Raw genomic sequence first — 26,768 nt, 5'->3', positions numbered from 1 at the left:
TCTTACTTCTTAGCCAGATTTTCGGCTTGTTCCAAAACCTTTGCGCCGTTGCACGTTCCGTAAGCAACCGGATCGATAACGGCGATCGGCGCCTGATCACCGACGATCTTGGTGACCTTGCGCAGGATGTGCCGGACCTGCGGTCCTAACAGCAGGACGTCGAAATTGCCTAATTCTTCCTGGATCTGGCCCTGTTCGACCGCCCAGATTTTATAATCCTTGCCTTGTTCCCTGGCCGCTTCCTGCATTTTGGAAACGACTAAGCTGGTGGACATGCCCGCGCAGCAGGCTAACATGATTCTCATTCTGAATCCTCCTTTTTTAATAAACTTGATAACAGACGATAGATGTTCAGGAATTCTTCCGCCTGATCGGCCATCATCATGGCGGTCGTCAGGTGATCCTGGGCGTGTACCATCATCAGCGACACTTCCTGTTTTTCGCCGCGGGCCTCCCCCTGAATCAGCTCGGTCTGCGTCTGGTGCGCCAGGCGGAGATCCTCTCTGGCTTCCTTGATCAGGGCTTCGGCTTCCGCGAAGTTGTAATCCCGGGCCTCTTCAATGGCCATCATGGATTTTGATTTTGAATTGCCTGCGTTCAGGATCAACCCAAATGCTGTTTCATACATTTCCATACGATTCCTCCCTGGCTGTGATCTCAAATGGCTGCAGCCTCATTTGATCTGGTTTCATCATACAGGGAAATCATTTTCCATTCCATAGATCCTTTTTCCGCTTTGAATCCGGAAATCAAAACGGAATCCGGAAATGGTTTTCAATCCGGAAAAAGATTGAAAACGCAAAAAAACGCCCGGTTCCCCTCACGGAATCGAGCGTCTGTCATTGAAGACTGATTTTAACAAGGCGAAACGGCAGATTGGGGCGGATACAATGCGCTGTCGGGCTGCGGTCAGTTGTTCAGATCTTCCTCAATCGTCTGAAAAATCCGCATCAGCGTGCCATAGCGTTTTTCATGCAGCAGCAGCCGCACGTAATCCTTCGACGTTAAGAACTTACTTGTTAACGTGTAGAATTTCTGCAGGTCGCGTTTTTTCCCTTTTTCAATGGAAAGCAGGAAAACCAGCTGGACTTTCTTTTTATCCCACAGGATCGGGCGCTTCAGCAGGGCGACGCAGACGAAGGTTTCATCCGTGCAGACACGATAGGGATGGGGGATCGCGATCAGATTGCCGAATTCCGTCACGGCCTTCTTTTCCCGCAGCAAAATCAACTCCTTGAAATTACGCGGAACTTTGTAGAAATTACGGATCCGCGCCGACATGTAGTCGATAACCTCGGTTTTGTTTTTCGCCGGCACATTGACCAGAAACAGATTCGGATCAAAAAAGTGTTCGATGGAGCTGGTTCCGGACTGCGCCAGCACGCGCTTGATCTTCGATTCGTCCCGCGATTCCATAAAATACTGCACACGCAGAATCGGCACCGGCAGCTTGATCGGAATTTCAACCGTACTGATGACCAGATCGACATCGGACAAATCAATCCGGTCCAGCGTCAGAACATCGCAGGTCATCAGCTGATTGATATACTTGCCGAACTTATCGCGGCACTGATACTCCAACAGCTCCGCTGTTCCCCTCCCGGTACTGCAGACGATCACGATATTTTTGCGGCGGATCGTTTCGCGTTTACGTTCCAGCGCCAGATTGATGTGCAAGGCGATGTAGCCGATTTCATCTTCACTGATTTCTTTCTGATAGCGCTCCTTCAGCACCCCGCAGGCCGTCGTCGCAATCATAAACGCCAGCATGTAATGATTTTTAATTTCCTTTAACAGCGGATTGCGCATATTCAGATCATACTGCAGACGGTTTTCCAGCGGCACCAGATGCAGCGCCAGCACTAACCGCAGGTTCAGATCGCTGCTTAAATCCAGATTCATCTCGTCATCGACGACCCGCAGCATCTCGTCGACTGTTTCATACATTGTTTCGCTGATGATGCAGTTCTCCTGCTGCGGCGACTTGATCATTTGCTTGCCAAGCAAATGGATCACGATATAACCACATTCACTCTGCGGAATATCGACGGAAAACGCCTGTTCAATCTGACTGACAATCCGCTGCGCCAGCGGATATAACGGCTTCGCTTTCAATTCATCCAGTTTCTGCGGGGTCATCGGTACATGATTGCCGCTGGCGATCCGCTGCAAGGCGATCAGCAGATGCATCGCCAAATTGTTAAACGCAAAATCGCTCATGAAAAACTGCGCTTCTTCAAAAACATTTTCCAAAATCTCAGAAATTCGCTGCAGCTGACCCTGACGCTGATCCGCTTCCGGCTGATCTTCCAGAATCGAGGTCAGACACGTCGACAGACACTGGCGGTAATCAAATTCGCTGCCTTCAATCTTTAATCCGTAATGCGGTCGAACCGTCAGCTTCAGATTATAGCTTTCCAGGATTTCACGCACCGTTTTCAGATCCTGAGAAATCGAGCTCTGGCTTAAAAACAAGAGATCGCACAGCTCCTCGGTTTTGACATAATCCTCATGTGCGAGCAGATATTCCAGAATAAAGCGGACGCGCTGCTGCGGCGTCGCAGGTATTTCCGACTGCGGCGTCCGGGTTTTCCCCGCCAGCACCGGATCCAAAATTTCAACGCGATATCCGAACTTCGGCTTGCTGAGAAGCGCCATCCCGTAATCCGGCAGCTCTTCAGCCAGCAATTTCAGCTCGGTGCGCACCGTCCGGTCGGACAGATCCAGCTGTTGAGCGATAAAGGAAGCCGTCGTGTATGTTTCTTCTTCCAGATATTTTAAAATGGCTTTCTGCCGCTGGTTCAGCATACGATCACCCCTTCTTTTTAAGAGTATCATGAAATTAATTCATTTTCCAAGAAAACCGCTGATTTTGTACCGCAGTTCTCTTCTGCAAAAAATCAAGAGGATTGGGGAACAAAAAAACAGTGAACGTCAGCTTGACAAAAAGAAATCTTCGGCTTAATATTAAATTAGTTTTAAAAAGTATTTAAATGTTGTTCACCCTTAAAGGATAAAGGAGGCTTTTGCCATGGCCGATGCCGGAATGCTTAAACAGATTAATCTTCAAAAAATCCGGGATGCATTTTTAATGGGCGGACCTTTCAGCAAGACCGAGCTGGCGGAAAAAACCGGACTGAGCTTTCCGACGGTCGGCAAGATCGTCGATGAAATGGTCGCCGCCCGGCAGCTGCAGATCGCCGGCACCGGAAGTTCCTCAGGCGGCCGCTGCAGCCGGATCTATCAATACAATGCGGATTACCGCAACGCGATCGCGATGATTCTGGAAGGTCAGAATCTCGACTGGTTTATCCTCGACAGCCTGGGTATGACGAAAAGCCAGGGCCGGATCGAAATTGACTCCGATCTGTTTGATACCCTCGTAGGTCTGCTTCTGCAGGCCCGCCGTCAGGAACCTTCGCTGTGCTGCTTCTGTCTGGGCATCGCCGCCAATACCAACGGTGAAACTGTCCAGCAAAGTTTTGAATATCCCCAGCTCAAAGGAATGAATCTGTTAAAAGAGCTGGAATGCGCCAGCGGTCTGAACGGCACATTGGGCAACGACATGTGGATTTCCTCGGAAGGCTGCTGGCAGCGCTGCCGGATGAACGATCATACGACCCTGATCAGCTTCTATCTGGGCAGCTGCGGGTTTGGCTCCAGCTTTGTCGTCGGCGGCAAAACGGTCAAGGGCGCTCATCAGGTTGCCGGAGAAATCGAACTGCTGCCCTGGGTCCGTGAAGCCGGACTGAATGCGAACCAATGGCCGGATACGTTGCCGGAATCCATTCTGCGCTGTATCCTGACCTACGCCATCATCACTGATCCGGATTTCATCCAGCTGTATACCCATCCGTTCTTCGTCGATCACTTCGATGAAATTCAAACCCAGCTCAACGCCTGCTTTGCCCCAGTTCAGCCGCCGGTATTGCTTTTGTCGGATGATTTCCGTGCCGATTATGAAATCGGGCTGAGCCGCCGGGCAATGCAGTTAATGAATCAGCCGGAGGTTTGCGCATGAAAACTTATACGCATCTGGTCTTCGATATCGACGGGACGCTGCTGAATACCGAGCAGGCGGTGCTGCACTCCCTGCAATGGGCGCTGGGCCGTCAAGGAATCGCGCTGAGAACCGAGGATCTGCGGTTTGCCCTGGGCATTCCCGGAAAAGACGCACTGAGACGGTTTCAGTTGGATCATCCGGAACAGGTGCTGCGGGAATGGGACGCAAAATATACAGAATTTCTCCAGGAGGTTACGATCTTCGACGGAATTATCGAGCTGCTTGGGACCTTGCGCGATCATGGCATAGCTCTGGGCGTCGTCACTTCCAAGACACAAATCGAACTGGCGCAGGATTTCAGCGCCCTGGGCTTAGATCAATATTTCGAACTCATCGTCACGGCCGACGACACCGTTGGACATAAGCCGGACCCCGAGCCGATGCTGAATTATTTGAAACGCAGCGGCGCAAAAGCCGAAACCACGATTTATATCGGCGATGCCGACTACGATCTGCAATGTGCGCTGCGCGCCGGATGCGATTGTGCGCTGGCTGGATGGGGGCGGAACGACCGGCCGGCCACAACCCCGACCTGGTTTCTGCCGCAAGTCAGCGATGTGCTGAAACTGGCAGGTCTGAATGCATCTTCCTCTCACTAAATCTACTTATTCCGAAACAGAAGGCGGATCTGACTGAATCCATAAGCAGTCCTCCCGGTTCGTCTGTCTGTTTGACAAAAAGCCCCGGGTGCTTACCCCAGGGCTTTTTTCTTATGATTTCTAAAACAGGATCCACTGAAGCGCGATCGCTTGCCCGATCCCTTTCAAAGACCGATCAGTCAAACACAACGATTGCTTCCGGCCGTTTAATCCGCAGCGCCAGTGTTTCCAGAATCCGGAAGGCATGATTGAAATCCTTCGTTTCCAGATAACCCGTGCTCAGATCCAGACCCAACGCCAGATCGACATTCTCCGGCTCCGCCGCAATCAGCAGCGCATGATTCTGTTTCAATACCGGTGATTTGAGGACGGGTCCGCCGATCAGCCGTGCGATCCGGTCGACTTCCAGCATGCCGGTACCCGGCTGGATCCGCTGTAAATCCAACATTCGATCCGGACTCAGCAACAGCGTAATACCGCTGACATAACCGCGGCTTTCCAGCTCGTTCAAGCCTTTGGCAATATCCGCAAACGCATTCTCACTCTGGCTCCAGTCGCCATGAGGCAGATGCACAGTTCCTTCGGTGTTGACCAGTCCGGTTACTTCCGCCGCCGGATTCCCGAAGAAAATCAGCTCGTCTTCCCGCCGGGCCAGTCTGCGCGCCGCATCCAGAATCCGTGAACGATCCAGCGGCATCCCGCTTTCCACGCTTTCCAAATCACGCCACAATAAAGTAAAATCCTCAAACAACTGAATTAACGGCTGAAAACGGCGGCCGCGGATCTGGCCGATGCCCGCTTCCAGTTCTTCCTCCATCGCGGCGCTGTCAACGATCACGCTCTGCGCACCAGCCCCCAGCGGACCGGCCAGCGATAAGAACCGGCGGCCAATCAACAACTTCCGGGCAGTTTCAATTACGGTTTCATCAATCTGCTTCCACAACGCCGCATTGATCGGCGCGGATTCTCTGCCTAACACATCCATCATCAATTCTCCTTCCTACTCCTTGAGCGATCCGACCGTCATTCCGGTCTTCACCTCAGTGTTTTTGACAATTCCCAGATCCTCCAGCATTTCCCTGACCTCGGATTCACCGGCTAAGAAATGATCGGTTTCTGATGGATCCAGATAACGCATCAGGGTGATCAGTTCACCCATGTGCGCCTTTTCCTCATCGCGGATATCCTCCAGCACCTTTTTTGCGGCAGGATCGTCCGTCGCTAAAATATGGGATTCGTACAGATAAATTGCTTCCAACTCGCCCGCGATGTCGAGGCGGATCGCCTGCATCAGTTCGGCGTTGGTCATCTTTCGGTTGACATTTCCTTGAAATGGATTCGCAAAGTTTGGCATGTTCATCCCTCCTTGGCTTTATTAAACCACAAACCCGTTCGTTTTACAATAGCGATAATCATTATCATTTTAACTTTGTTTTATTTTCTGCAGCAATCATAAAATAATTTTCATCAATTTAAACATTGCTTTGCTTTCCATCCGCGCCGATAAAAAAACCAGATTCCCGCAAATCGCTGCTGCACTGAAGGCACAAGCGGCATCGGGTTTCTCCGGCTTTCTTGAATATGAAATCTCAGGCTTTGGCCTTGATCCGGTTTTGATGGGTTCTCCTTGATGGTCAGGCTGCCTGATCCCGCCACCAGACGCGGACTATTTCAATGGCGTTGGTCGCCGCGCCCTTGCGCAGCTGATCACCGCAGCACCACAGCGCGATGCCCTGTTCACTGGCAAGATCCCGCCGCAGCCGGCCGACCTCAACCATGTCCTGATCCGTACAGGACAGCGGCGTCGGGTACGGCTGTTCATTGAGGACGACGCCCTCCGCTTCCGCGATCGCCTGACGGACTTCATCCAGACTGACTTCCCGCTCGGTTTCCAGCGTGATCGACTCGGAATGGCAGCGCAGCACCGGCACGCGGACGCACGTGCAGCTGACCCGCAGCGCCGGATCGTGAAGGATTTTGCGGCCTTCGTTCTGCAGCTTCATTTCCTCCGAGCTGTAGCCCTGTTCATCAAAGCTGCCGATCTGGGGGATCAGATTGTACGCGATCTGAACCGGGAAGGTTTCCGCGGACGCGGCCTGTCCCGCTTCCAGCTGGGTGATCTGGCGTTTTAATTCCGCTAAACCTGCAGCCCCGGCGCCGGAGACTGCCTGATAGGTCGACACGATCATCCGCGTAATCCGCGAAAGCCGGTAAATCGGCGCGACCGCCATCAGCGCGATGATCGTCGCACAGTTGGGATTGGCGATGATCCCCTGATGGGTGCGGATATCCTGCGGATTGATCTGCGGGATGACTAACGGCACATCCGGATCCAGCCGGAACGCGCTGCTGTTGTCAACAAACACCGCGCCCGCTTTGACGATCACCGGCGCCCAGCGCTTGGCCAGCTCGTTTTCTACGGCTCCCAGAACAACGTCGACGTCCGCGAAGCTGTACTCATTGACCGCTTCGATGATCAGCGGCTGACCTTTAAACGTCAAGGTCTGGCCGGCGCTGCGCGGACTGGCCAGCAGCTTTACCGGTCCGATCGGCCAGTCGGTTTGTTCTTCCAGAACCTGAAGCATCGTGCGGCCCACCGCACCGGTAGCGCCCAAAATGGCAATTCGACAGCTTTTCATGCCTGCATCCTCCCTGCTTTCGGCGAAAACGCCGCGTATAAGACCTGAATCGCCCGGCTGAAGTCTTCATTCTCCACCCCGACGATGATGTTGATTTCATCCGAGCCCTGGGCGATCATCCGGATGTTGATCTGATGCGCGCCCAGCGTCTGAAACAGCTGGCCGGAGATGCCGCACTGCAGCGCCATGTTGCGGCCCACGACGGCGATCAGGCTGAGATTGTTGACAACCTTGATATCGTCGCATTCGCACACCTGTTTTAACTGCGCCGCGATTTCATACAGACTGTCGGCTATCGCGGCCGTGGAAACGACGATTGAGAAATTATCAATGCCCGATGGGACATGTTCGACGCTGATCTTATATTTTTCCAGGACCTCCAGCGCCCGCTTCAACAGACCGACCTCGTTGGACGCGTTGTGACGGTACATCGTGATGACCGTGAAATCCTTCTTCCCGGCGATCCCGGTGACAAACCGCGACCGGTCTTCCAGTGCCGGATCGACGTGATCGACAATCTGCGTGCCGGGATTGTCCGGTTGGTTTGTGTTGCGGATGACGATTGGAATGTTCGCGTCCTTGACCGGGTAGATCGCGTCCTCATGCAGGACGTTTGCGCCCATATAGGAAAGCTCGCGCAGCTCGCTGTAGGTAATCCTTTCGATCTGAACGGGATGTTCGATGATCCGCGGATCGGCCATCAGAATCCCGCTGACGTCAGTCCAGTTTTCATACAGCCGGGCAGACAGCGCCGAGGCCATTAAACTGCCGGTGATATCCGAACCGCCGCGGGCCATGACCTTAATCCGGCCGTTGGGCAGCGCACCGTAGAAGCCGGGAATGACAAATCGGGGCGTCTGCTGAGCCTGCGCCCGGATCAGCTGGCGGGTGACGTTGTGATCGATCTTGCCGTCATAGCCAAACCGGATCACCTCAGCCGCATCGACAAACGGCCAGTCCAAATACGCCGCCATCAGCTTCGACGTCAGCCATTCTCCCCGCGACACCAGCTCGTCCTGGCTGATTCCCTGACGCATTTTTTCTTTCAGTTGGGCTAAGGGTTCCTCCAGATCCAGACTTACCCCCAGCGCATCTCGGATTTCGCAGAACCGCTGGCGGATCAAATCGAACAGCGGCTCGCAGGAAACGGAATATTGCAGATGCGCGTGGCATAAATAAAGCAGATCCGTGATTTTATTATCGGTTTTTGTGCGTCTTCCCGCCGCACTGCAGACGACGATCTGACGCTCGGGATCGGACTTCACGATCGCTTTGACTTTTTGAAACTGACTGGCGTCGGCTAACGAGGAGCCGCCGAATTTTGCGACGATCATGCTTCTTCCTCCTGGATCCGCGCGGCAAACAGCTGCGGATCAAGTGTCCGGGCGTGAGTGATTAAAGCTTGAAGTTGCCGGCTGTCCTCCATCTGCGTCCAGAGCTGAACACGCCCTTCGCTGCGCCGGATTTCCGCGGTTACTCCGCTAAAAAGCGGGGCGGTCTGGTCGTTGGTTCCCACATAATAGCGAGCATCCCCGGCGGCTTCGCTGATTTTCATTTCACGCAGCCGCAGCGGCGCAACCGGACACCCCTTTACTATTTCCAGAATGTCGGTGAGCACGGCGTGTGCCGTCGGCGGTCCGCCCGCCCCCTGACCGATCAAGGTCAGCTCGCCCAGACTGGCTGTGCGCAGCACGCCGGCGTTGAGATTATCGCGGATCTGCGCCAGCGGTGCGGATAAGGGCAGCAATATTGGCTCGACGCGGGCCTGAATTCCCGCTTCCGTTTTCTTTAAGACCGACAACAGCCGGCAGCGTTTCTTTTTCGCTTCAAACGCCTGAATATCCTGATTCGTTAATCCCTGCAATCCCTGTACCTTAAACTGATCGCGCAGAAGCCGCCCGCTGAAAGCACAGCCGGCACTGATCATCAGCTTGCGCGCCAGATCTTCCCCTTCCAAATCCGCACTGGGATCCGCTTCCGCATAACCTAAACGCTGAGCTTGAACGATGCCTTCGCTTAACGACAACCCATCGCGCTCCATGTGATCGAGGATGTAATTCGTCGTTCCATTAAAGATCCCTTCGACCGCCAGAATCGGATCGGTAGCTTTTAACGCACTGATCGTCCGCAGCCAGGGAATCCCCCCGGCGACGCTGGCGTCATAACGGAACTGGACCTGTTGCTTCTTTGCCAGTTCCAGCAATTCCCCATAATGCGCCGAAACCATTGCCTTGTTGGAGGTCACGACCGATTTGCCCGCTTCCATTGCCTGCCGGCAATAATTCCACGCCGCCTCGGCCCCGGAAATCATTTCAACGACAATCTCGATTTGCGGATCCGCTAAAATCGCCGCGTAATCATAAGTCATGGCCGGATGGGTCAGCGGATGCGGCTTCCGGATCAAAATGGCCGCGGCCTGCAGCGTTGGATCATGACGCTTCTCAATCTGTTCCATCAGGCTGCGGGCAACGGTACCCCAGCCAAGCATTGCGATTTTCAAATGAATTCCCCCTTATGTGTGCCTGAAATAAATACACTTGTTTTTCATTGAAAGACATTGTATCATAGAACTGTTAAAAAATTCAAGAGGTGGACACATGAAAAAACAGTTATGCAGTACGCGAGGTTCGCATATTGAAGGGGATTTCTGGACGGCGGTCAGAAACGGTGTGGCTGACGACGGCGGCTTAATCATCCCGACCGACTGGGAAAACCGGCAGATCGACGTGGAGACCCTGCCGCTCAGTTATCTGGCCATCGCCCAGGCTGTGCTGGCCTGCTTTACCGACGGATTGGACGCCCCCGCGCTTCAGGCTCTGCTTCATCAGGCTTACAAGGGACGCTTCGACGCGGAGGACGTCGTAAGGCTTTCTCCGCTGGGTTCCGACTTTTTACTGGAATTGTATCATGGACCGACGGCAGCGTTTAAGGATATCGCGCTGTCGCTGCTGCCGTTATTTCTGGCGGAAGCTTCCCGACGGCAGAGTCAGCCGCAGAAAACGCTGATCCTGACGGCAACCTCCGGCGATACAGGCAAAGCGGCGCTGGAAAGTTTCAAGGATCGTGCCGGCTGCGAACTGCTCGTTTTTTATCCTGATCACCTCGTCAGTGAAATTCAGCAGCGTCAGATGGTCAGCAGCGAAGGAAACAATATCGGCGTGTGCGCGATCCGCGGCAATTTCGACGACGCTCAAAGCGCGGTCAAGCGCTGCTTTGCCGATCCGCAGCTGCGCGCTGCGTTCAAAGCCTGTCAGATTGAGCTTTCCAGCGCCAATTCGATCAATATCGGCCGGCTGGTTCCACAGATCGTCTATTATTTCTGGGCCTACCGCCAGCTGCGTCAGCGAGGCGTGCTCACAGCTGGGCAGACGTTGGATTTCAGTGTGCCAACGGGTAATTTTGGGGATATTCTGGCTGGCTATTACGCCAAGCAGATGGGCTTGCCCGTCGGCAAGCTGATCGTCGCGAGCAATGCCAACAACGTTCTGACTGAATTCTTCACCACCGGCTGCTACAACCGCCGGCGGCCCTTCATGAAAACGACGTCGCCGTCGATGGATATCCTGATTTCCAGCAATCTGGAACGCCTGTTAGCGCACGAAACCGGATTGGATGGTCAACAGGTCGCGGCTTATATGGATCAGCTGCAGAAACAGGGAGAATATCAGATTGACTCCGCGTTGCTTCATCGCCTGCAGAAACAATTTGCCTGCGGCGACTGTACCGACGAGCAGGCTGCCGAAACCATCCGGCAGGTCTATGCCCAAAGCGGTCAGGTCCTCGATCCGCACACCGCAGTCGGCGTGCACGTCCTGCGTCAGCTGCGAAGTGAAGGATTTGAAAAAAATCCATGCGTTGTCCTGGCGACCGCTTCGTGCTTCAAGTTCAGCAAGGACGTCTATGAAGCCTTGTTCGGTGCGGCTGAAATGGACGAGTGGACGGCGATGGAACAGTTGAGCAAACGCACCGGAATTCCAATTCCCGCTCCGTTGCAAGGCTTGCGGGACAAACCAGTTCGGCATACCGATCAGATCGAAAAGGATGCGATCCTCGATTATGTCCGGCAGAAAGTGCAGGCGATGAATCATGATTAAAGTGACCGTACCGGCGACGACCGCCAATTTAGGCCCCGGCTTCGATACGCTGGGACTGGCGCTGGACTTACAAGCCAGCTTCACTTTCACCCCCGCCGCGCAGTTTACGATTACCGGTTGTCCCCGGCGTTATTGCAACGAGAATAATTTAGTCTGGAAAGCCTACTGCCGTTTGTTTCAAAAGCTGAACGAGAAGCCAATCCCCGTCCAGATCACGATTGATTCGCCGATCCCGGTCAGCCGCGGTCTGGGATCGTCTTCCGCCTGCATCCTCGCGGGCCTGTGCGGGGCGAACGCGCTGTTGAACGAGCCGGTCTCCACGCTGGATCTTCTGCGGCTGGCCTGTGAACTGGAAGGTCATCCGGATAATGTCACCCCGGCGTTGTTAGGCGGATTGAAGGCCGCGCTGATCGATCAGGACTGTCTGTTGACCGCCGACTTCAGCGTCAGCGAACGTCTGCGGTTGGCCGCGCTGGTCCCGGACTTCGAACTGGAAACCCGCCGTGCCCGCCAGGCTCTGCCTCAGAGGATTCCTCATGCCCAGGCCGCGGGCGCTCTGGGCAAGCTGGCTTTTCTATTAAAAGGATTGGAAACGGCGGACAGCGCGTTGCTGGAAGCGGCGATGAACGAACCATTGCACGAGCCTTACCGCATCCCGCTGATTCCGGAATATGCGGCTGTAAAACAGTTATGCGTCGATCAGGGAGCCGCCGCGGTAATGATCAGCGGTTCCGGGCCGACGCTGCTGGCCTTATTTCTCGATGATCTTCCGGAAGCTGCCCTTTCGTTAAAGCTCAAAACACTGGATCATCATTGGCAGCTGCTGCCCTGCCGCGTCCAACAGGAAGGCGTCCGTATTGAATGCAAGGAGGAACCCTATGAGTGAACAATATCTGATCGTCAACACGAAAATCCTGCCGGATTTTTACGCGAAAGTTGTGGAAGCCCGCGATCTTGTCGAACAGCACAAAGTAAAAGGGGTCAGCGAAGCTGTTCAGCGCGTCGGCATCAGCCGCAGCACCTATTATAAATATAAAGATTCGATCTTTTCTTTCTCGGAAAACGCGCGCGGCCGCAAAGCTGTGTTAAGCATGATCCTGACGCATCAGCAGGGCGTGTTAAGCGAGGTGCTCAACGAACTGGCGGCCCAGCACACCAGCGTGCTGACGATCAACCAGTCAATTCCGATTCATGATCACGCCTCGGTCAGCCTCTCGCTGGATATCTCAGATCTGGATTGTTCCATCGACGAAGTGCTGCGCAGCCTGAAAGAGAAAAAGGGCGTGACCAACGTCCGCCTGATCGACCTGGAATAAAAAAACCTTCCTTCCGCCAGAGCGAAACATGTTGATTATCCTTGATTCTGGAAGCTTCCGATTGCGGAACCTGCATTTCCGGGATAGAATAAAAGTCCGGACTGTATCAGGGGAGGGTAAGCGATGACACGAGGTATTCTTTTATTTGGTTCTTCCGGTTCAGGAAAAACCACGCTGGGCAGGATGACGGCCAGTGAACTGGGTTATCCCTATTTTGACATCGACGATTATCTATGGCGCAAAGACACGCCAGTTCCGTTCACGCTCATGTTTTCGCGAACAGAAAAAGCCGAACGGCTGATGCATGACATTACTCCATTCGATCATTTCGTCATGGCCGGATCAATGGACAGCTTCAATGCGCCGTTTGTACCGTTGTTTGATCTGGCCGTGCATGTCGACGCTCCGGCCGAGCTTCGCCGGCAGCGTCTGCACCAAAGAGAACTGGAAGCCTTCGGCGCGCGGATTCTACCGGGCGGGGATATGTTTGAAGCGCACCAGCGTTTCCTGGCGGATTCTGACCGCTACGAAACCGACGGTTCTCCCTGCCGCAAACGGCATCTGGAATGGGCGGCCAGTCTGCCCTGCCGCGTGCTTTATTTAAACGGCGCCAATCCTTTGTCAGAAAATCTGAAGCTGATCCTGAGCACGTACAACGAGCTGATTCACGCTTCTGATATCGCAGAGATTCCAGTTGAACACATTCGATAAAATGAAAAAAAGAAATTGCCCCTTGGAAAATTCAATCCATTCGGCAATTTCTTTTTTTGTTACTTTAAAACAGATTCGGAAGGAAACAGAATGTTTTTGTTTTACTCAGCGTGTTCCAGCGCCAGCGTCTTCGTCGTGATATCGCAGACTTCAGCTGGTCCGTAATACTGGATCGCGCCCGGATAAACGAAGCTGGTTTCCACAGCCCATTCCTCACGATGAGCCTCAAAGAATTTAAACGGCTTGCCATCCAGCTCGACAAGTGCTTTCTTGATGACTGGCTTGTCTTCGCCATGTCTTCTTTCGATGTTCATCATCTTCGTGATCGGCATACCGCCCGCTGTCCATTCGCTGGCCGGCTTGGACAGGTTGGAGATCTTTGACAGATAGCCGTTGTAGCCATACTGGATCAACATAAACGCATTATATCCCAGCGAGTAGCAGTAGTCGGAATCAAAGTTAGACGGGAACGCGCATCGTCCTTCATAGCCTAAGAAATGATGCAGCGGACTGAATTTTCCCTTATAGGTTCCGGCTTTCTTTCTTTCATCCAGCTTATCCTTGACTAACGCCGAGAATAATTTTTCCGATTCGATCAGGGAAACCTGGACGTTGCCGTGCGGATCGCGTTCCAGGAACAGCTGCTGCTGGATGTTTTCCGGCAGGATCGCAAAGACGCCCATGGATTCTTTCGTCAGTCCTTGTTCAATGAACGCATACTTTTCGCTCCACGTCGCCAGCGCGTTGAACGCGTCAGCCTTGCTTCCGGCGAGAAGTTCGTTGATTTCCTGAATTAACGCAGAGAATTCCGGTACGAATTCAACGACGCCTTCCGGAATGATCGCGACACCGAAGTTCATGCCCTTTGCCGCACGCTTTTCAACGGAATCCGCAATGTAATCCGCAATCTGCGACAGCGACATTTTCTTTTCCGATACTTCTTCGGAGATCAGACAGATATTCGGCTGCGTTTCCAGCGCGCATTCCAGAGCGACATGGGAAGCGGAACGGCCCATGACTTTGATGAAATGCCAGTATTTCTTCGCGGAATTCGCGTCTCTTTCGATGTTGCCAATGATTTCGCTGTAAGTCTTGGTCGCCGTATCAAACCCGAACGAGCATTCGATATCTTCGTTCTTCAGATCGCCGTCGATCGTCTTCGGGCAGCCGATGACCTGAACGCCGGTGTCATGCGCCGCAAAGTATTCAGCCAAAACCGCCGCATTGGTATTGGAGTCATCGCCGCCGATGATGACAATCGCCGTAATTCCATGCTTCTTGCAGACATCCGCAACGATCGCGAATTGTTCGCTAGTTTCCAGCTTCGTTCTGCCGGAACCGATGATATCGAATCCGCCCGTGTTGCGGTACTGGTTGATGTAGGCATCGTCAAAAATCAAATAATCGTCTTCAATCAAACCGATCGGACCATTCTTGAAACCATAGAGAACATTTTCTTTATTCGCAGCTTTTAAAGCATCATATAAGCCGCAGATGACATTGTGTCCGCCCGGAGCCTGACCGCCGGAAAGAATCACGCCGACGACCTGTTTCTTCGTTTCCGCCGTGTTCTCACCCTGAACAAATGTAATTTCTTTTTTGCCGTATGTGTTTGGAAATAAGCGTTTGATTACTTCCTGATCGGCTGCGCTTTGAGTTTCTTCGCCTTCCTGAACCCCGATATTGGCAATGCCATGTCTCAGCATACCTGGAAGTTTCGGTGAATACTCATATCTAGCAGATTGTAGTGATGAAATTTTCATAGTTAATCTCCTTCTCATCTTAGATACATCGTAATTTTAAGATATTTAACCTGAAAAGTAAACCGGTATTCGCGTGTTCAGCGTGACAAAAGACACAAAAAAGGAACATCCGGAAGATTTGATCGCCGGGGTCCAATTCCCCGGCGATATTTCTCAATCTGGTACTTTTATTTTTAGACTAAACTGGGGATTATTATGCAATAAAAAAAGCCTTTCAGAAAGGCTTTGCGAATAAGTGGCAGGGGTGGAGAGAATCGAACTCCCATCAAAGGTTTTGGAGACCTCTGTTCTACCATTGAACCACACCCCTAAAAAAATGGTGACTCGTACGAGATTCGAACTCGTGAATGACGCCGTGAAAGGGCGCTGTGTTAAGCCACTTCACCAACGAGCCATTTTTTCCGATTGCTTTGTAATAATAGCATAAACTTTTTATGATTTCAACAAAAAAATAAAAAAACGAAGGCAGAAACTTCGCTCCGCCTTCAGTGATTTTGTTTCCGTAACATCCGATTCTGTTCCCGGCTGCCCTTTTTAAACTTGGCTTTCTGGAACATCTTCGGCAGGATCTGCCAGTCCAGATACACAATCAAGCCCGGCAATGCCGGCAGGAATCCCGGCAGCAGAAAGAAGACTGCCACCGGCACCGCCAGCGTCAGCACCGCAATGGACAACGACTCCAAGAAACAGGTAAACGCCAGGTCCAGCGCCTTCGCCAGCGCTGTTTTTACTGTCAGCCCGGGAACCTCCACCAGCAGTGCAAAGACCATCAACAATTCAAAAAAGACAAGCCCAAGCCCAACCGCAGCCACCGTGGCCCCCAGCACATCCTGCGACGATTCGCCGATCCGATAATAAAGCAAATCCCACAGCAGCACCGCGATGACAACCAGATGGATCAGCCAGATCTTCGTGGCTAGCGGCCAATGCTGACGAAACGCGGCGAAAAAGGATTTTATCACCGAGCGGCGATCTCCCCGCACATAACCGCTCATCGAGGCGTTGAGCGCCGTACTGGAGGCGCCGATCGTGACGACAGGCAGACTGCAGATCAGCCACAGAAAGCCCAGCAGCACGATGTTCATTACCCGGTCGACGCCGGTCCAAAATAATTTTTCTCCTTTTTCGCCCATGTTCCACTCCTCTTTCAGGATTACCCTATTTAAATCAGTTTAAAATCTGTAAGGAACCCAGTCCCAGATTTTCTGTCGACTGCGCGTCAAACAGGATATACCGATCCCCTTCAAAACCGAAGTGAATGACGGAATCCATCGCGAAGTCGATGCTGCCGAAGGCCACCGCCGACAACGTGATGTCCTTGACCGCCAGCGACAACGTTGTTTCCATCCCGCTTGGCAATGAGGAAACAACCGTGCCTTCGATGCCCTCGTCCGCGCTGACTTTAACAAATTCCGGTCTTACGCCTAAAACATAATCCCCTTCCGCCGGCAGCGCCAGCGGTTGGTTCGGCGTGAAACGAACAGAGAAATGCCGGCAGGTCAATTCGACTGCCTGATCCTTTTTGATCCCGTGGCAGGAAATGAAATTCATCGTCGGATTGCCCATGAAATCAGCGCAGAATAAATTCGCCGGTTCACCATACAACGTCAATGGCGGACAATACTGCTGCAAAACACCTTCCTTGATCAGACATACCTTCGAGCTCAGCGTCATCGCCTCCGACTGATCGTGGGTTACATAGACAAACGTCGCTCCGGTCGCCATGTGCAGCCGCTTCAGTTCAGCGCGCATGTCGTTGCGCAGCTTGGCGTCCAGGTTGGACAGCGGTTCGTCCATCAACAACACCCGCGGGTTCGGGGCTAAGGTCCGGGCGATCGCAACGCGCTGCTGCTGACCACCCGACAATTCAGACGGATAGCGCTGAATGTATTCTTCAATCCGCATCGTCTGGCAGATTTCCTTCACCCGGGCGTCGATCTTTTCCTTCGGCCATTTCATGTTTTCCAAACCAAATGAAATATTTTTATACACCGTCATGTGCGGCCACAGCGCATAGTTCTGAAACAGGAAACCGACATTGCGCTTATCCGGCGACACATTGACGCCTTTAGCATCGGAGAACACCAGCTGATCGTCGATGTAGATCTCACCTTCGCTCGGCGTTTCCAGCCCGGCGATCATCCGCAGCGTCGTCGTCTTGCCGCAGCCGGAAGGTCCTAACAGCGAGACGAAATCTCCGTCCTTAATTTCCAGATTTAAATGATTTACGGCGATTGAGCCCTTGCCGAATTTTTTTGTGATATCGACTAATCTTATTGTCGGCATGTCAATTTCCTCCTCCTACACCCTTTTCAATGGAAGCGCCGGTCAGCTTTTCTACGCCGAAATTCACGATGAGCACCACGAAGATAATCAACAGGTTGATCGCATTGGAATACTGCTCCCAGCCCTTTTCATCATACATGAATAACAATGTCGTCAGCACGCGGTTGTTTGCGGTCACCAGAATCACGTATAAGCTCAGTTCGCGCATACTGGAAACAAACGGCAGCAGATAGCCGGAGACGATCGTCGACTTCTCGATCGGCACGATGATCTTGGCCATCCGTTTGACCCAGGGAATGCCCTGAATGATGCCGGCCTCCTCAATTTCCGGAGACAGCTGCAGCATCGAGTTCACGCCGGAACGGGAAGCCATCGGCAGATATTTGACCGTCCCGATCAGAGCCAAAATCGCAAAGGTGCCGTAGAGCGATGGAATAATTCCGTGCGGGCGTGAGAACATCGACAGATAAATCGCCGCAAAAGCCATCGACGGAATCAGATACGGGATAAACGTCAGATTCTCTACGATCTGGCTCAGCTTGCTTCCCCGCCGGCGCACGATCGCATAACCGGCCAGAAAGCCCAGCGTACCCGCGCCCACCGCGACGATTGCCGAAAGCTTCAGACTGTTGAACAGCGTCTTCCAGACGTCCGCGTTGATCAGGATTCCGGCCTTGTCCATGACGTCGTTGCCGCCCTTGGAGCTGCCGATCCAGAAATCCAGCGTCATGTTGGACAGACTGTAATTGCCTTTAATAATGATCAGCGACTGCAGTAAGAACGAGATCAGCGGGACGACCGACATGCACAGCACCAGACACAGCACCAGCACTGACAATAGACTGCGGGCTTTCTTTAAATGGAACAGCGACACGTTGGCGCTCTTGCCCGTCACCGTCGCATAGGATTTTCGCTTGCCGATCAGCTTCTGGTTTGCCAGCATGATCAGCACGCTGATGACGATCATGACGATCGCCAGGATGTAGCCGACGCCCGGGTTGGTTCCCTGCAGCGCGGCGTACAGCTCGGTGGTCAGTACGTAATAACGCACCGGCAGACCGAGGAACTGCGGTACGGCGAATGAACTCATCGCGCTGGAGAAGACCAGAATAACCGTGCTCAGCACGGCCGGCATAACCATCGGAATTGTAATCCGCGTAAACATCCGCAGGCGTTTGGTTTTCAGGATGACCGCTGCTTCCTCCAGATTCGCATCCATGTTGCGCAGGATGCCGCCGATCAGGATATAAGCGAACGGCGCGTAATGCAGCCCGGTGACCAGAATGATCGGAAATGGTCCGTAAGCGAACCAATTCGGCGTTGCGATCCCCGTCAGTGCCGTGAAGATGCCGGTCGCCCCGCCGACCGCGGCGTTTTTAAAGAAATTCTTCCAGGCTAACGCCAGCGTCCAGCTCGGCATGATGTATGGGAAGATAAACAGCTTGGTCAGGACTTTTTTCCAGCGCAGATCGCTGCGGGTGACCAGCCAGGCAAAGCCCCCGCCGATTAAAATCGCGACGATGCAGGCGCTGATCGAACAGACCAGGCTGTGGGCCAGCGGTTCATACAATAAGGATTTACTGTAAACGCTGGCGAGCGTGCGGTTCCAATGATACGCTGTCAAACTGCCGACCGCCTGATGGACGCGGGATTTCTCAGCCGAATGAACGATGAAGGTATCCTTGACGATCGAAAACAGCGGAAAGACGACCAGATAGGTCAGAACGATCAAAAAGAGCACCAACAGGATGTTATAGGGTTTGCTGAAGAATGTCTTGACTTGATTGAGCTTTCTTTTCATATTCCCCTCCCTAAGAGTGAGAAAGGCTGTGATGGCGAACACCACAACCTTCCGAGAGCTTTCTTATTTGATCAGATTGATGAAGTCTTCAACATCCGCGCGGTGCTCGGAGCAGTAGATCGGATCTTCTTCGACCAAGATCGATTTCCATTCCTTGACCGTCTTGTCACCGTCGGTAACTTTCAGATTGGTATTGCCGGAGTAATCGCCGAAGCGGCCGGTCATGCCGTTGTAGAGGGAGCCGTCGTTGATCTTCAGCTCGCCGTTGCCGAACCAGCCTTCTTCCGTGAACAGCCAGCACAGGAACGCCTTCGCCATATCCGGGTTGTCGGCATTGCTTGTCAACAGGCCGTAGATCGGATAAATGAAGCCCGCAAACGGCGTGACGTTGGAGGCGAAGCCCAGCTTGTAGCCCTTATCCAGATTCTTCTTATATTTGTTCAGCGTGATTAAGGCCGACCATTGCTCGCTCTGACCTTCCGCGCCGATTGCCTGGGCGATATCGCCGTCCGAGGAGCCGACGACCAGACCGTTGTTGTAAAGCATCTTGATCCACTGGTAACCGGCATTCGGGCAATCGCTGTCCAACACCAGATCGGTTCCGTAGTAATCTTTGTACGCCGCTTCCAGCTTGGCCGCATAGTCGTCGGAAGTGATCTGCGTCAGGAAGTCCATGTTGACGCCCTCGCTGTACGGATCCTTCATCTGAACGGTGCCTTTGTATTGCTCGTCGGTGACATACCAGATATTGCTCAGGTCTTCTTCCTTGACGTTATCGCTGTTGAAAATGAAGACCTTGTTGCAGTAATCATAGACTAACAGCGGTTCTGTATCCGCGCCGACCAGATCATAAATTTCCTGATTGTACCAGTTATAGACGTAGCCTTCCTCGACCAGATCGGACATGACGCGCGCGCCGTCCTGGATGAAGATGAGATCCGCGCCTTCAGCGCCGGAGGCGACTTCCTCCGCGACCTGAGTGATCTGGTTGGTATCGCCGATCTGCGTGCATTCAAATTCAACGTCTAAGTTATATTTGTTCTTAAACGCTTCGCAGCCGCTGACGACAACGGAATGTGTGGAATAGACCGTTACTTTCTTGCCATTCTCAATCCCCTTCTGCAGCAGTTCCTCAAAGGTCGACTGATCGATTCCCTCCGTGGACTCGCCCGGTGTTTGGGCATTGTCCGGCTGCTTCTCCGGTTCCTTTGTCCCTTTGTCTGAGCATCCGCTCAAGGCTGCGGCACAGAGAAAGAAACAGCACAGGACAGTTAAAACTTTTCTCATGTTTCCTTACCTCCGACGGTTATGTAACCGCTTTCTTAAATCCATCTTAAAACTAATTTTTTTATTTTTCAACGATTTGAAATCAATTTGTGAAATTATTTGGAATAAGCAAACAATTACCACATTGTTCTTACTAAATTTCAGGCTTTATTCCTATTTTTCGATGATTTTACCTGTTTTCAGGAAATTTTTACCGGATTCATTCCCAACCTCTAAAAAAATTCTAATTTATTTTTAGATTCAAACAGGAAACGATGCGAATCTCTGCTCTCTTTCTGGATGCGGCAACCCCCAAAGCCGTTGAAAAATGAAGGCGATTTCGCACTTATAGCCTAAATTTTTTTTATGTTTTAACAGACGCTTCGGCGTTGATTTGCAAAGCTTCGTCATGAAGTCTTCATTGTTTTCGTCGGCTTGCGCATTGTTTTCTCGCCCCATTGCCGATATAATTAGGCTGTGGTTCAACACTAAGAAAAGAAAGGAGTCGTATGAAGAGTGAACTTCATACAGGAATTCAATGAGTAAAAAAAGAAAAGCGAAAAAATCCGGGATTTCGGCCGGAGCGCTGAGCGGCATCATTCTGGTGATGGTGCTTGCGGGTGCCGGGATTACCGGGACGCTGGCGCTCAATTCGATCTACTGCGGGCCATACAAAGCGTACACCCGGCATCTGTTGGAAACGATGGACGAAGGCAGTCTGCAGTACAAGGCCGCGGGGTTGTTCTATTCCCAAGCCGAACTGGATGCGATCCGCAATCCGCAGCTCACTGACCAGAGCGAACAGTCTGCCGAGGTTCCCAGCGCTGATCAGGACGCGATTGAGATCATTGATCTGAAAGGCACGACCTTTGAAGGCAAGCTGATGATCGTCCACGATCCATCCCGCGTCTTCGTCGCCTGCAATCCAAATATGGATTCCGGAGCGCCGGGCTATTCCGTCGAAAAATACATTCAGGACAACAACGCGATCGCCGGGATCAACGCCGGCGGCTTTGAGGATGCCGGCGGCAACGGCAATGGCGGCACCGCTTACGGCATCGTCATTCACGACGGCAAGCTGATCAGCGGCACCCCCGGCGAATTCACGCCGGTTATCGGCATCAACAACGCCAATCAGCTGGTCGTCGGCGATATGACCGCTCAGCAGGCGCTGGATTATGATATCCGCGACGCCGTAACCTTCGGTCCGGTCTTTATCAAAAACTGGGAAGTCGTCTTCGAAACCGGACGGCATCCGGGCCTGAATCCGCGTACCGTGATCGGTCAACGCTACGACGGCGCGTTCCTGTTGATGGTGCTGGACGGCCGGCAGCCGAGCAGCTTCGGCTCAACCTATCAGGACATCATCGACATCATGCAGCAGTATGACGCCGTCAACGCCGCGAATCTGGACGGCGGCAATTCCACCGTCATGGTCTACGACGGAGAAACCCTGAACACCACTGTATCGATCAAAGGTGACCGCCGCGTGCCGACCGCCTTTATCGTGAAATAGGAGAAACCGCAATGAGTAAAAAACAAGGAATTCCAACAGGCACTGCCCTGGCGATGATCGGACTGATTCTCGCGATCGTGATCGGCGCTTCCGCCGGCGTGCTGGCTCTGGTCAACGGCAAGATGAGCGCGTATGAAAAAACAACACCCGACGCCGCGCTGCAGGCGTACATGAAACAGATTGAAAAGCAGGATTATACTGAACTATATCAACAGTTCCAGACCCGTACCGGCAGTCTGAGCAGCGAAGCTGATTTCACTGCGGCGATGAATACAATCTACGGCGATGTCGACTTTAAAGATCTGAACTATGTTAAAGATGATAAATCCGCGGAAGGGTATGAAGGCACCTATGGCGTCTATTCCAAGGGCAGAAAAGTTTCAACGCTGAATCTGCGCAAGGAGAACGAGACATGGCTGGTGGAAACCGTCATGCAAAGTTCCGGCAACCTGAGCTACCTGATCGACGCCCCGGCAGAAGCGCAGGTCAAGGTCAACGGCATTCTCTTAGGCAGCGACTACGTTAAAGAGACCAAGGTTCCGGCCGGCACCTTCGACCGCTACAAGACCAGTTCCGCCGCCCCGACCGTCACCCGTTATCAAATCAGCGAACTGATGTCCCAGCCGGAGATCACCGCCGAGGGCTATGTCGTTGTCAAAGATGCCTATGAAGAGCGTTTCTACGTTGGCCAAGCTGCCAGCGGCGAGATCAAAAGCGCAGGCGAGAAAACGATGACGGCGATTGCTGAAGCGGCGGCGCGCTATGCCACCGGTGACGGCGGCCTGGGCACCTTGACCGGCTACTTCCTGTCCGGCAGCGAATTTGCGGCCAAGATCCGCACAATGGACAACCAGTGGTATACGGGGCATGCGGGCGTCAAGTTTGAAAATGCCGAGGTTCTCGATCTGATCCAGATCGGTGAGCATGATCTGGTCGGCAAGGTCATCTTTGACTACACTGTATTGAGCAACACGTATGGCAACCGGACTTATCACTGCGGTTATCAGATTGTCCTGACCCACAGTTCAGGCAGCTGGAAAGCGATCGACCTGGTCGTCAACAACGACCTCAATCCAGCCAACAATTAATTCAACAAAACACTCAAAAAGCGACAAATGTCGCTTTTTTTGATATCTCTGCTGTGGTACATTATAAGTAATAAAAGCCCTTAACAAAGGAGGAACAAGCATGATTGATTATACAGAAGGTTCAGGGAAACAATATCACATCGGCGTTGGGAAAGGCGAGATCGGCCGCTACGTTTTACTGCCGGGCGATCCGAAGCGCTGCGCCAAGATTGCGGCGCACTTTGACAATCCGGTACTGGTCGCGGATTCCCGCGAATTTGTCACGTATACCGGCGAGCTGGACGGCGTGAAGGTCAGCGTGACTTCAACCGGAATCGGCGGCGCTTCGGCTTCGATTGCGATGGAGGAGCTGCATGTCTGCGGCGCGGATACGTTCATCCGGGTCGGCACCTGCGGCGGGATGGATCTGGATGTCAAAGGCGGCGATCTCGTCATTGCCACTGGGGCCATCCGCTTTGAAGGTACAAGCAAGGAATACGCGCCGATTGAATATCCGGCAGTCGCTGATTTTCAGGTTGTCAATGCGCTGGCGCACAGTGCTGCCAAACTGAATATGCCCTATCATGTCGGCGTGGTGCAGTGCAAAGATGCCTTCTATGGCCAGCACAAACCGGAAGAATTGCCAAATCATGAAGAACTGCTGCGCAAATGGGACGCCTGGTTAAGAATGGGTTGTCTGGCCAGCGAAATGGAGTCAGCGGCGCTGTTTATCGTCGGCGGCTATCTGCGCTGCCGCGTCGGCTCGGTCTTCCTGACGGTTGCCAATCAGCAGCGGGAAAAGGCAGGACTGGAAAATATCCAGCATCACGATACCGAAGCCCCGATCCGCGCGGCGATTGAAGCGCTGCGCGAACTGATCAAAGCCGATCTGGCAGATCAGAAGGCTTAAATTCAATTCGTCACGGCAATCAGCTGCCCCTGCCTTTCGATCTTAACCCCATCAGCACAAAAATCAATAAAATCCAGAAAAGAAACACTGCCCGACGCTTCTCCCTCTGGATTTTTTCATTTATGAAAAAGGGATCCAGTCTGTGCGCTTGGAATCCCTTTTGTCTTTTATTGTTCTCTGGTTGAGTTTTCCCGTTTGAAAAACTTGCTTAAGCCGCACGCTTCAACGCCTGAATCCGGGATTTCAGCTCATCCTTCACTTCCAGTTCCTCAGCCTGATCAAGTACGACAAGCAGCTGCGGCGCGATTCCCTTTAACGAAGTCTGCGCCAATTTTACCCAGCTTTCCAGCGTATCCAGCGCATAGGTCCGGCAGCTGATGACCGGACACAACAGAGCGCAGCGGATAAACTCCGCACCTTTGCCCGGATATAGCCGCAGCGACTGCAATATCGCCGCCAGCGCATGAAAATTCTGATAATCCTTCCCCAGTCCCAGCACATCCGCAGGACCGCTGGCCATTGTCTCTAACGGCAGGCAGTCGGCATACAGCGCAAGAATCTCGTCGCAGTCCTTTTCCGAAGCCATTAATAACCGCGCCGCCATGCAATGCTCCACCGGATTCTGCTTTAGCCAGGTCATCGCCTTTTCTTCATACGGGATGCTCAGCTTCAACGCTTCTTCAAATCCTTTGCCCTGTTCCATCGCCGCACTGACGGTGACGTAGCATTCCGATGATTTCAACAGTTCCAGACACTGCTTCTTGACCTCCGGCAGTTTGACCTGTTCGCCGTCGATATACTGAGCGATCGCGATCAGATTCTGAACGGTCGCTAACGTCATCGGGAAATGTTCCGCCTGCTTCAGATAAGCGGTGAACACCCCTTCGCGGTCCTCGATTTCCGAGATCCCCGCAACCGGGCCTTCCGCCATTAAACCGTCTATGATCAACGTGATTCCCGCCCAGTCCTCCGGTGATAAATCATCACGGCGGAGCTGATCAATCAAATCGCACTTCTTCGCTACGGTCAGGGCCGAATATGCCGGAGCCACGTTATTCTCGCAGCCATGATCCAGCAGCCATTTTTTGATCAGGCGGTTTGCTGGATCGATCTGATTCACACAGTGAATCCGGCCCCAGCCATGAACCTTCTGCATCAGATCAAAAATTTCATCGTTGCCGCCGGTCCAGCTGCGCATGATAAACAGACAGTATAGCGTAAATTCGTTGCACAGCGCCAATGCGCGGATCACTTTTTTCAGCGCTTCCTGCTTATCGGTATTCAACAGTTCCATGATTGCCAGCCCCAGCTTGATCAGCTCCGGATCCGCCGACGTCATGATGCAGCGGATCGCGAAACCGGAGAGCTTCCCCGGATCCAGCTGCTGATGATGTTCATAAATCCATTTGTGCAGAGCGTCGATCACTTCAATCACGCTGTGCTGCGCCAACGCGGCCGTCAGCTGTGTTTTCCCGGCTTCTTCCTGCCCCTGGCTGATAAGCAGCAGCGCCTGGCAGACCGGTTCGAGATCTATCTCTTTGGGTTGAGTATGGTATAACTTAATGCCATCCATCGCTCCGTCGGCGAAGATCAGCTTATTCTGTACTTTTTCCTTTGGCAGCGAGAAATCCTTCGGCAATGTGCCCTCCGGCGTCAATGCTTCGGCGATCAGTTGAAATAAAGCCTTTTCCGGCTGGTTTTCACTCATGTTCTAGTCTCCTTCAATTCGTATACGAAAACGCAAACTACGCTTCTTCCGTATTATTGTACCATAGTTTACCAGCTCTGTCTGCGCCGGCTTCCGCACATTCATTGTGAAATTTATACTCCTTTTTCTCCACCTCACTCTGATATTTCAACAATTTCACTGCTCTGTGTTTTCATGAATTTTATAGTTTCGAAGCGTCTTATTCCAGCAAAGAAAGTTCCGGCAAACAAAAAAAGAGAACCGTTTCAGTTCTCCGCCTGATGAAAGTTCATTCTGCTTAACTATGTTGACGGTTTTTAATACATTTTATGGATTCGAAAGCGCCCGTTGCCGCCCATCCCAGACACAGGCCGCTGATCGCTTTTACCAGCATGCCCTGGCCTACTGAAAAATCAGGGATTACCAATCCCAGCACCACGCCCATGATCGCGCCGATCAAAGGAATCCAGGTGCTGTTCATCCGCGGTAAAAATGATTTAAGCAATTCTGCGCACACATAAACGCAGCCTGCGATTAAAATACCATTGCCAAGCAGTAATTGATGCATGAGTTCCATCATTTCATTCATTTTTCCATCCCTCTTTCACTTTCAATATATGAAAAAATCGAAGGAATTATCCCTCGATCAAGAGTTTCTCTTTGTCATTTGGAAACAGCGGTGAATCGAAAAATTCAGCAAGTGTCATCCCAACGGCTTTGCAGATCAAACGAATTGTCTGCAAGGTCACCGTCTTATCCTTTTTTGTTTTCAGTGTACTGATCGTTGATTTATTAACACCGGACATTTCTGCCAGCTTACTGATACTCTTGATATCCAAGATTACCATAATTTCCTGAATGCGCAGATAGACAGCATAATTTAGATCAAAAAATTGTTCATTTTCACTCATAGCTGATCTCTCCCGCTTTCGTTGATTTTATTATAGCGGTCGAAAATTTAACATATAAGACTAGCAATCGACTATTTTGACCGTTTATTAAAATGAACATTTTTGGTATAATATGGAAAATTGGGTTATTGGAAGTGAT

25 protein-coding genes and 2 tRNA genes are annotated in these 26,768 nt (G+C 52.3%); 9 read left to right on the top strand and 18 right to left on the bottom strand.

Annotated features, from left to right (window positions below):
• Positions 1-2: 2 nt before the first annotated feature.
• The 3 genes from I2D94_RS07120 to I2D94_RS07110 form a co-directional block, all read right to left on the bottom strand.
• The gene (locus I2D94_RS07120) at positions 3-305 is read right to left on the bottom strand and encodes a PTS sugar transporter subunit IIB (RefSeq protein WP_195396128.1); all 303 of its coding nucleotides are present in this window, start codon (positions 303-305) and stop codon (positions 3-5) included.
• A complete protein-coding gene (locus tag I2D94_RS07115) occupies positions 302-634 on the bottom strand; it encodes a PTS lactose/cellobiose transporter subunit IIA (protein ID WP_117892936.1) in 333 nt (110 codons plus the stop codon). Before I2D94_RS07115 ends, I2D94_RS07120 begins: the two co-directional genes overlap by 4 nt.
• 275 nt (positions 635-909) lie before the next feature.
• Complete coding sequence (locus I2D94_RS07110; RefSeq protein ID WP_195396127.1) at positions 910-2,808, bottom strand: BglG family transcription antiterminator; 1,899 nt, start codon at positions 2,806-2,808, stop codon at positions 910-912.
• 223 nt (positions 2,809-3,031) lie between these two features.
• Here I2D94_RS07110 and I2D94_RS07105 point away from each other — a divergent pair, with 223 nt between their 5' ends.
• On the top strand, positions 3,032-4,021 hold the full coding sequence (locus I2D94_RS07105; protein WP_072683604.1) for a hypothetical protein: 990 nt from the start codon (positions 3,032-3,034) through the stop codon (positions 4,019-4,021).
• On the top strand, positions 4,018-4,662 hold the full coding sequence (locus I2D94_RS07100; protein ID WP_072683605.1) for an HAD family hydrolase: 645 nt from the start codon (positions 4,018-4,020) through the stop codon (positions 4,660-4,662). Before I2D94_RS07105 ends, I2D94_RS07100 begins: the two co-directional genes overlap by 4 nt.
• A 175-nt stretch (positions 4,663-4,837) precedes the next feature.
• Here I2D94_RS07100 and I2D94_RS07095 read toward each other — a convergent pair whose 3' ends face one another.
• From I2D94_RS07095 to I2D94_RS07075, 5 genes are all read right to left on the bottom strand, one after another.
• The gene (locus tag I2D94_RS07095; protein WP_229056795.1) at positions 4,838-5,650 is read right to left on the bottom strand and encodes a family 1 encapsulin nanocompartment shell protein; all 813 of its coding nucleotides are present in this window, start codon (positions 5,648-5,650) and stop codon (positions 4,838-4,840) included.
• A gap of 12 nt (positions 5,651-5,662) precedes the next feature.
• Positions 5,663-6,016 carry a demethoxyubiquinone hydroxylase family protein gene (locus I2D94_RS07090; protein WP_195396126.1) on the bottom strand — a complete coding sequence of 118 codons (354 nt, stop codon included), beginning with the start codon at positions 6,014-6,016 and terminating at the stop codon, positions 5,663-5,665.
• Positions 6,017-6,296: 280 nt separating this feature from the next.
• Positions 6,297-7,301, bottom strand: a complete 1,005-nt coding sequence (locus tag I2D94_RS07085; RefSeq protein WP_195396125.1) for an aspartate-semialdehyde dehydrogenase — start codon at positions 7,299-7,301, stop codon at positions 6,297-6,299.
• On the bottom strand, positions 7,298-8,635 hold the full coding sequence (locus I2D94_RS07080) for an aspartate kinase (RefSeq protein ID WP_195396124.1): 1,338 nt from the start codon (positions 8,633-8,635) through the stop codon (positions 7,298-7,300). The genes I2D94_RS07085 and I2D94_RS07080 overlap by 4 nt, the downstream gene beginning before the upstream one ends.
• Positions 8,632-9,801: a homoserine dehydrogenase gene (locus tag I2D94_RS07075; protein ID WP_195396123.1), complete on the bottom strand. Its 1,170-nt coding sequence runs from the start codon at positions 9,799-9,801 to the stop codon at positions 8,632-8,634. The genes I2D94_RS07080 and I2D94_RS07075 overlap by 4 nt, the downstream gene beginning before the upstream one ends.
• 97 nt (positions 9,802-9,898) lie before the next feature.
• Here I2D94_RS07075 and thrC point away from each other — a divergent pair, with 97 nt between their 5' ends.
• From thrC to I2D94_RS07055, 4 genes are all read left to right on the top strand, one after another.
• Positions 9,899-11,395, top strand: a complete 1,497-nt coding sequence (gene thrC / locus I2D94_RS07070; protein ID WP_195396122.1) for a threonine synthase — start codon at positions 9,899-9,901, stop codon at positions 11,393-11,395.
• Entirely contained in the window at positions 11,388-12,281 is an 894-nt protein-coding gene (gene thrB, locus I2D94_RS07065; protein ID WP_195396121.1) for a homoserine kinase, read from the top strand. Before thrC ends, thrB begins: the two co-directional genes overlap by 8 nt.
• Positions 12,274-12,711 carry an ACT domain-containing protein gene (locus I2D94_RS07060; protein ID WP_006060701.1) on the top strand — a complete coding sequence of 146 codons (438 nt, stop codon included), beginning with the start codon at positions 12,274-12,276 and terminating at the stop codon, positions 12,709-12,711. Before thrB ends, I2D94_RS07060 begins: the two co-directional genes overlap by 8 nt.
• A gap of 123 nt (positions 12,712-12,834) precedes the next feature.
• On the top strand, positions 12,835-13,422 hold the full coding sequence (locus tag I2D94_RS07055) for a shikimate kinase (protein WP_195396120.1): 588 nt from the start codon (positions 12,835-12,837) through the stop codon (positions 13,420-13,422).
• A 101-nt stretch (positions 13,423-13,523) separates the two neighbouring features.
• Here the strand turns inward: I2D94_RS07055 and I2D94_RS07050 are convergent, their stop codons facing one another.
• The 7 genes from I2D94_RS07050 to I2D94_RS07020 all read right to left on the bottom strand — a co-directional run bounded on the left by I2D94_RS07050 (position 13,524) and on the right by I2D94_RS07020 (position 20,559).
• On the bottom strand, positions 13,524-15,185 hold the full coding sequence (locus tag I2D94_RS07050) for a diphosphate--fructose-6-phosphate 1-phosphotransferase (protein WP_072683614.1): 1,662 nt from the start codon (positions 15,183-15,185) through the stop codon (positions 13,524-13,526).
• 236 nt (positions 15,186-15,421) lie between these two features.
• Positions 15,422-15,495, bottom strand: a tRNA-Trp gene (locus I2D94_RS07045).
• Positions 15,496-15,502: 7 nt separating this feature from the next.
• Positions 15,503-15,579, bottom strand: a tRNA-Glu gene (locus I2D94_RS07040).
• A gap of 91 nt (positions 15,580-15,670) precedes the next feature.
• Complete coding sequence (locus I2D94_RS07035) at positions 15,671-16,318, bottom strand: YesL family protein (protein WP_195396119.1); 648 nt, start codon at positions 16,316-16,318, stop codon at positions 15,671-15,673.
• A gap of 34 nt (positions 16,319-16,352) precedes the next feature.
• Positions 16,353-17,471 (bottom strand): ABC transporter ATP-binding protein, encoded by a 1,119-nt coding sequence (locus I2D94_RS07030; protein WP_195396118.1) that lies wholly within the window; start codon positions 17,469-17,471, stop codon positions 16,353-16,355.
• A gap of 1 nt (position 17,472) precedes the next feature.
• Entirely contained in the window at positions 17,473-19,272 is a 1,800-nt protein-coding gene (locus I2D94_RS07025; RefSeq protein ID WP_195396117.1) for an iron ABC transporter permease, read from the bottom strand.
• A 63-nt stretch (positions 19,273-19,335) separates the two neighbouring features.
• Positions 19,336-20,559, bottom strand: a complete 1,224-nt coding sequence (locus I2D94_RS07020; RefSeq protein ID WP_195396116.1) for an ABC transporter substrate-binding protein — start codon at positions 20,557-20,559, stop codon at positions 19,336-19,338.
• A gap of 517 nt (positions 20,560-21,076) precedes the next feature.
• On the opposite strand from I2D94_RS07020, the gene I2D94_RS07015 reads away from it, so the two are divergent.
• The 3 genes from I2D94_RS07015 to udp all read left to right on the top strand — a co-directional run bounded on the left by I2D94_RS07015 (position 21,077) and on the right by udp (position 24,031).
• Entirely contained in the window at positions 21,077-22,054 is a 978-nt protein-coding gene (locus I2D94_RS07015) for a phosphodiester glycosidase family protein (RefSeq protein ID WP_195396115.1), read from the top strand.
• 11 nt (positions 22,055-22,065) lie between these two features.
• Complete coding sequence (locus I2D94_RS07010; protein WP_072683619.1) at positions 22,066-23,142, top strand: NTF2-like N-terminal transpeptidase domain-containing protein; 1,077 nt, start codon at positions 22,066-22,068, stop codon at positions 23,140-23,142.
• A gap of 100 nt (positions 23,143-23,242) precedes the next feature.
• Complete coding sequence (udp, locus tag I2D94_RS07005) at positions 23,243-24,031, top strand: uridine phosphorylase (RefSeq protein WP_229056794.1); 789 nt, start codon at positions 23,243-23,245, stop codon at positions 24,029-24,031.
• 208 nt (positions 24,032-24,239) lie between these two features.
• Here udp and I2D94_RS07000 read toward each other — a convergent pair whose 3' ends face one another.
• The 3 genes from I2D94_RS07000 to I2D94_RS06990 all read right to left on the bottom strand — a co-directional run bounded on the left by I2D94_RS07000 (position 24,240) and on the right by I2D94_RS06990 (position 26,629).
• The gene (locus I2D94_RS07000) at positions 24,240-25,739 is read right to left on the bottom strand and encodes a hypothetical protein (protein ID WP_072683620.1); all 1,500 of its coding nucleotides are present in this window, start codon (positions 25,737-25,739) and stop codon (positions 24,240-24,242) included.
• Positions 25,740-26,016: 277 nt separating this feature from the next.
• Positions 26,017-26,307: a hypothetical protein gene (locus I2D94_RS06995; RefSeq protein ID WP_195396114.1), complete on the bottom strand. Its 291-nt coding sequence runs from the start codon at positions 26,305-26,307 to the stop codon at positions 26,017-26,019.
• 46 nt (positions 26,308-26,353) lie between these two features.
• Complete coding sequence (locus tag I2D94_RS06990; protein ID WP_072683622.1) at positions 26,354-26,629, bottom strand: helix-turn-helix transcriptional regulator; 276 nt, start codon at positions 26,627-26,629, stop codon at positions 26,354-26,356.
• Positions 26,630-26,768: the final 139 nt, after the last annotated feature.

It is taken from the genome of Holdemania sp. 1001302B_160321_E10, assembly GCF_015552275.1.
Lineage (GTDB): Bacteria > Bacillota_I > Bacilli_A > Erysipelotrichales > Erysipelotrichaceae > Holdemania.
Note: the sequence above shows the minus strand (reverse complement) of the source record. Positions and strands in the feature narration are given on the sequence as shown.

Coding starts and splice junctions, on each gene's coding strand:
- I2D94_RS06995 (WP_195396114.1), bottom strand. CDS start 26,307: ATGAATGAAATGATGGAACTCATGCATCAATTACTGCTTGGCAATGGT.
- udp (WP_229056794.1), top strand. CDS start 23,243: ATGATTGATTATACAGAAGGTTCAGGGAAACAATATCACATCGGCGTT.
- I2D94_RS07015 (WP_195396115.1), top strand. CDS start 21,077: ATGAGTAAAAAAAGAAAAGCGAAAAAATCCGGGATTTCGGCCGGAGCG.
- I2D94_RS07000 (WP_072683620.1), bottom strand. CDS start 25,739: ATGAGTGAAAACCAGCCGGAAAAGGCTTTATTTCAACTGATCGCCGAA.
- thrB (WP_195396121.1), top strand. CDS start 11,388: ATGATTAAAGTGACCGTACCGGCGACGACCGCCAATTTAGGCCCCGGC.
- I2D94_RS07110 (WP_195396127.1), bottom strand. CDS start 2,808: ATGCTGAACCAGCGGCAGAAAGCCATTTTAAAATATCTGGAAGAAGAA.
- I2D94_RS07090 (WP_195396126.1), bottom strand. CDS start 6,016: ATGCCAAACTTTGCGAATCCATTTCAAGGAAATGTCAACCGAAAGATG.
- I2D94_RS07115 (WP_117892936.1), bottom strand. CDS start 634: ATGGAAATGTATGAAACAGCATTTGGGTTGATCCTGAACGCAGGCAAT.
- I2D94_RS07060 (WP_006060701.1), top strand. CDS start 12,274: ATGAGTGAACAATATCTGATCGTCAACACGAAAATCCTGCCGGATTTT.
- I2D94_RS07055 (WP_195396120.1), top strand. CDS start 12,835: ATGACACGAGGTATTCTTTTATTTGGTTCTTCCGGTTCAGGAAAAACC.
- I2D94_RS07080 (WP_195396124.1), bottom strand. CDS start 8,635: ATGATCGTCGCAAAATTCGGCGGCTCCTCGTTAGCCGACGCCAGTCAG.
- I2D94_RS07105 (WP_072683604.1), top strand. CDS start 3,032: ATGGCCGATGCCGGAATGCTTAAACAGATTAATCTTCAAAAAATCCGG.
- I2D94_RS07085 (WP_195396125.1), bottom strand. CDS start 7,301: ATGAAAAGCTGTCGAATTGCCATTTTGGGCGCTACCGGTGCGGTGGGC.
- I2D94_RS07030 (WP_195396118.1), bottom strand. CDS start 17,471: ATGCCGACAATAAGATTAGTCGATATCACAAAAAAATTCGGCAAGGGC.
- I2D94_RS07050 (WP_072683614.1), bottom strand. CDS start 15,185: ATGAAAATTTCATCACTACAATCTGCTAGATATGAGTATTCACCGAAA.
- I2D94_RS07010 (WP_072683619.1), top strand. CDS start 22,066: ATGAGTAAAAAACAAGGAATTCCAACAGGCACTGCCCTGGCGATGATC.
- I2D94_RS07025 (WP_195396117.1), bottom strand. CDS start 19,272: ATGAAAAGAAAGCTCAATCAAGTCAAGACATTCTTCAGCAAACCCTAT.
- I2D94_RS07035 (WP_195396119.1), bottom strand. CDS start 16,318: ATGGGCGAAAAAGGAGAAAAATTATTTTGGACCGGCGTCGACCGGGTA.
- I2D94_RS07095 (WP_229056795.1), bottom strand. CDS start 5,650: ATGATGGATGTGTTAGGCAGAGAATCCGCGCCGATCAATGCGGCGTTG.
- I2D94_RS07100 (WP_072683605.1), top strand. CDS start 4,018: ATGAAAACTTATACGCATCTGGTCTTCGATATCGACGGGACGCTGCTG.
- I2D94_RS06990 (WP_072683622.1), bottom strand. CDS start 26,629: ATGAGTGAAAATGAACAATTTTTTGATCTAAATTATGCTGTCTATCTG.
- I2D94_RS07020 (WP_195396116.1), bottom strand. CDS start 20,559: ATGAGAAAAGTTTTAACTGTCCTGTGCTGTTTCTTTCTCTGTGCCGCA.
- thrC (WP_195396122.1), top strand. CDS start 9,899: ATGAAAAAACAGTTATGCAGTACGCGAGGTTCGCATATTGAAGGGGAT.
- I2D94_RS07120 (WP_195396128.1), bottom strand. CDS start 305: ATGAGAATCATGTTAGCCTGCTGCGCGGGCATGTCCACCAGCTTAGTC.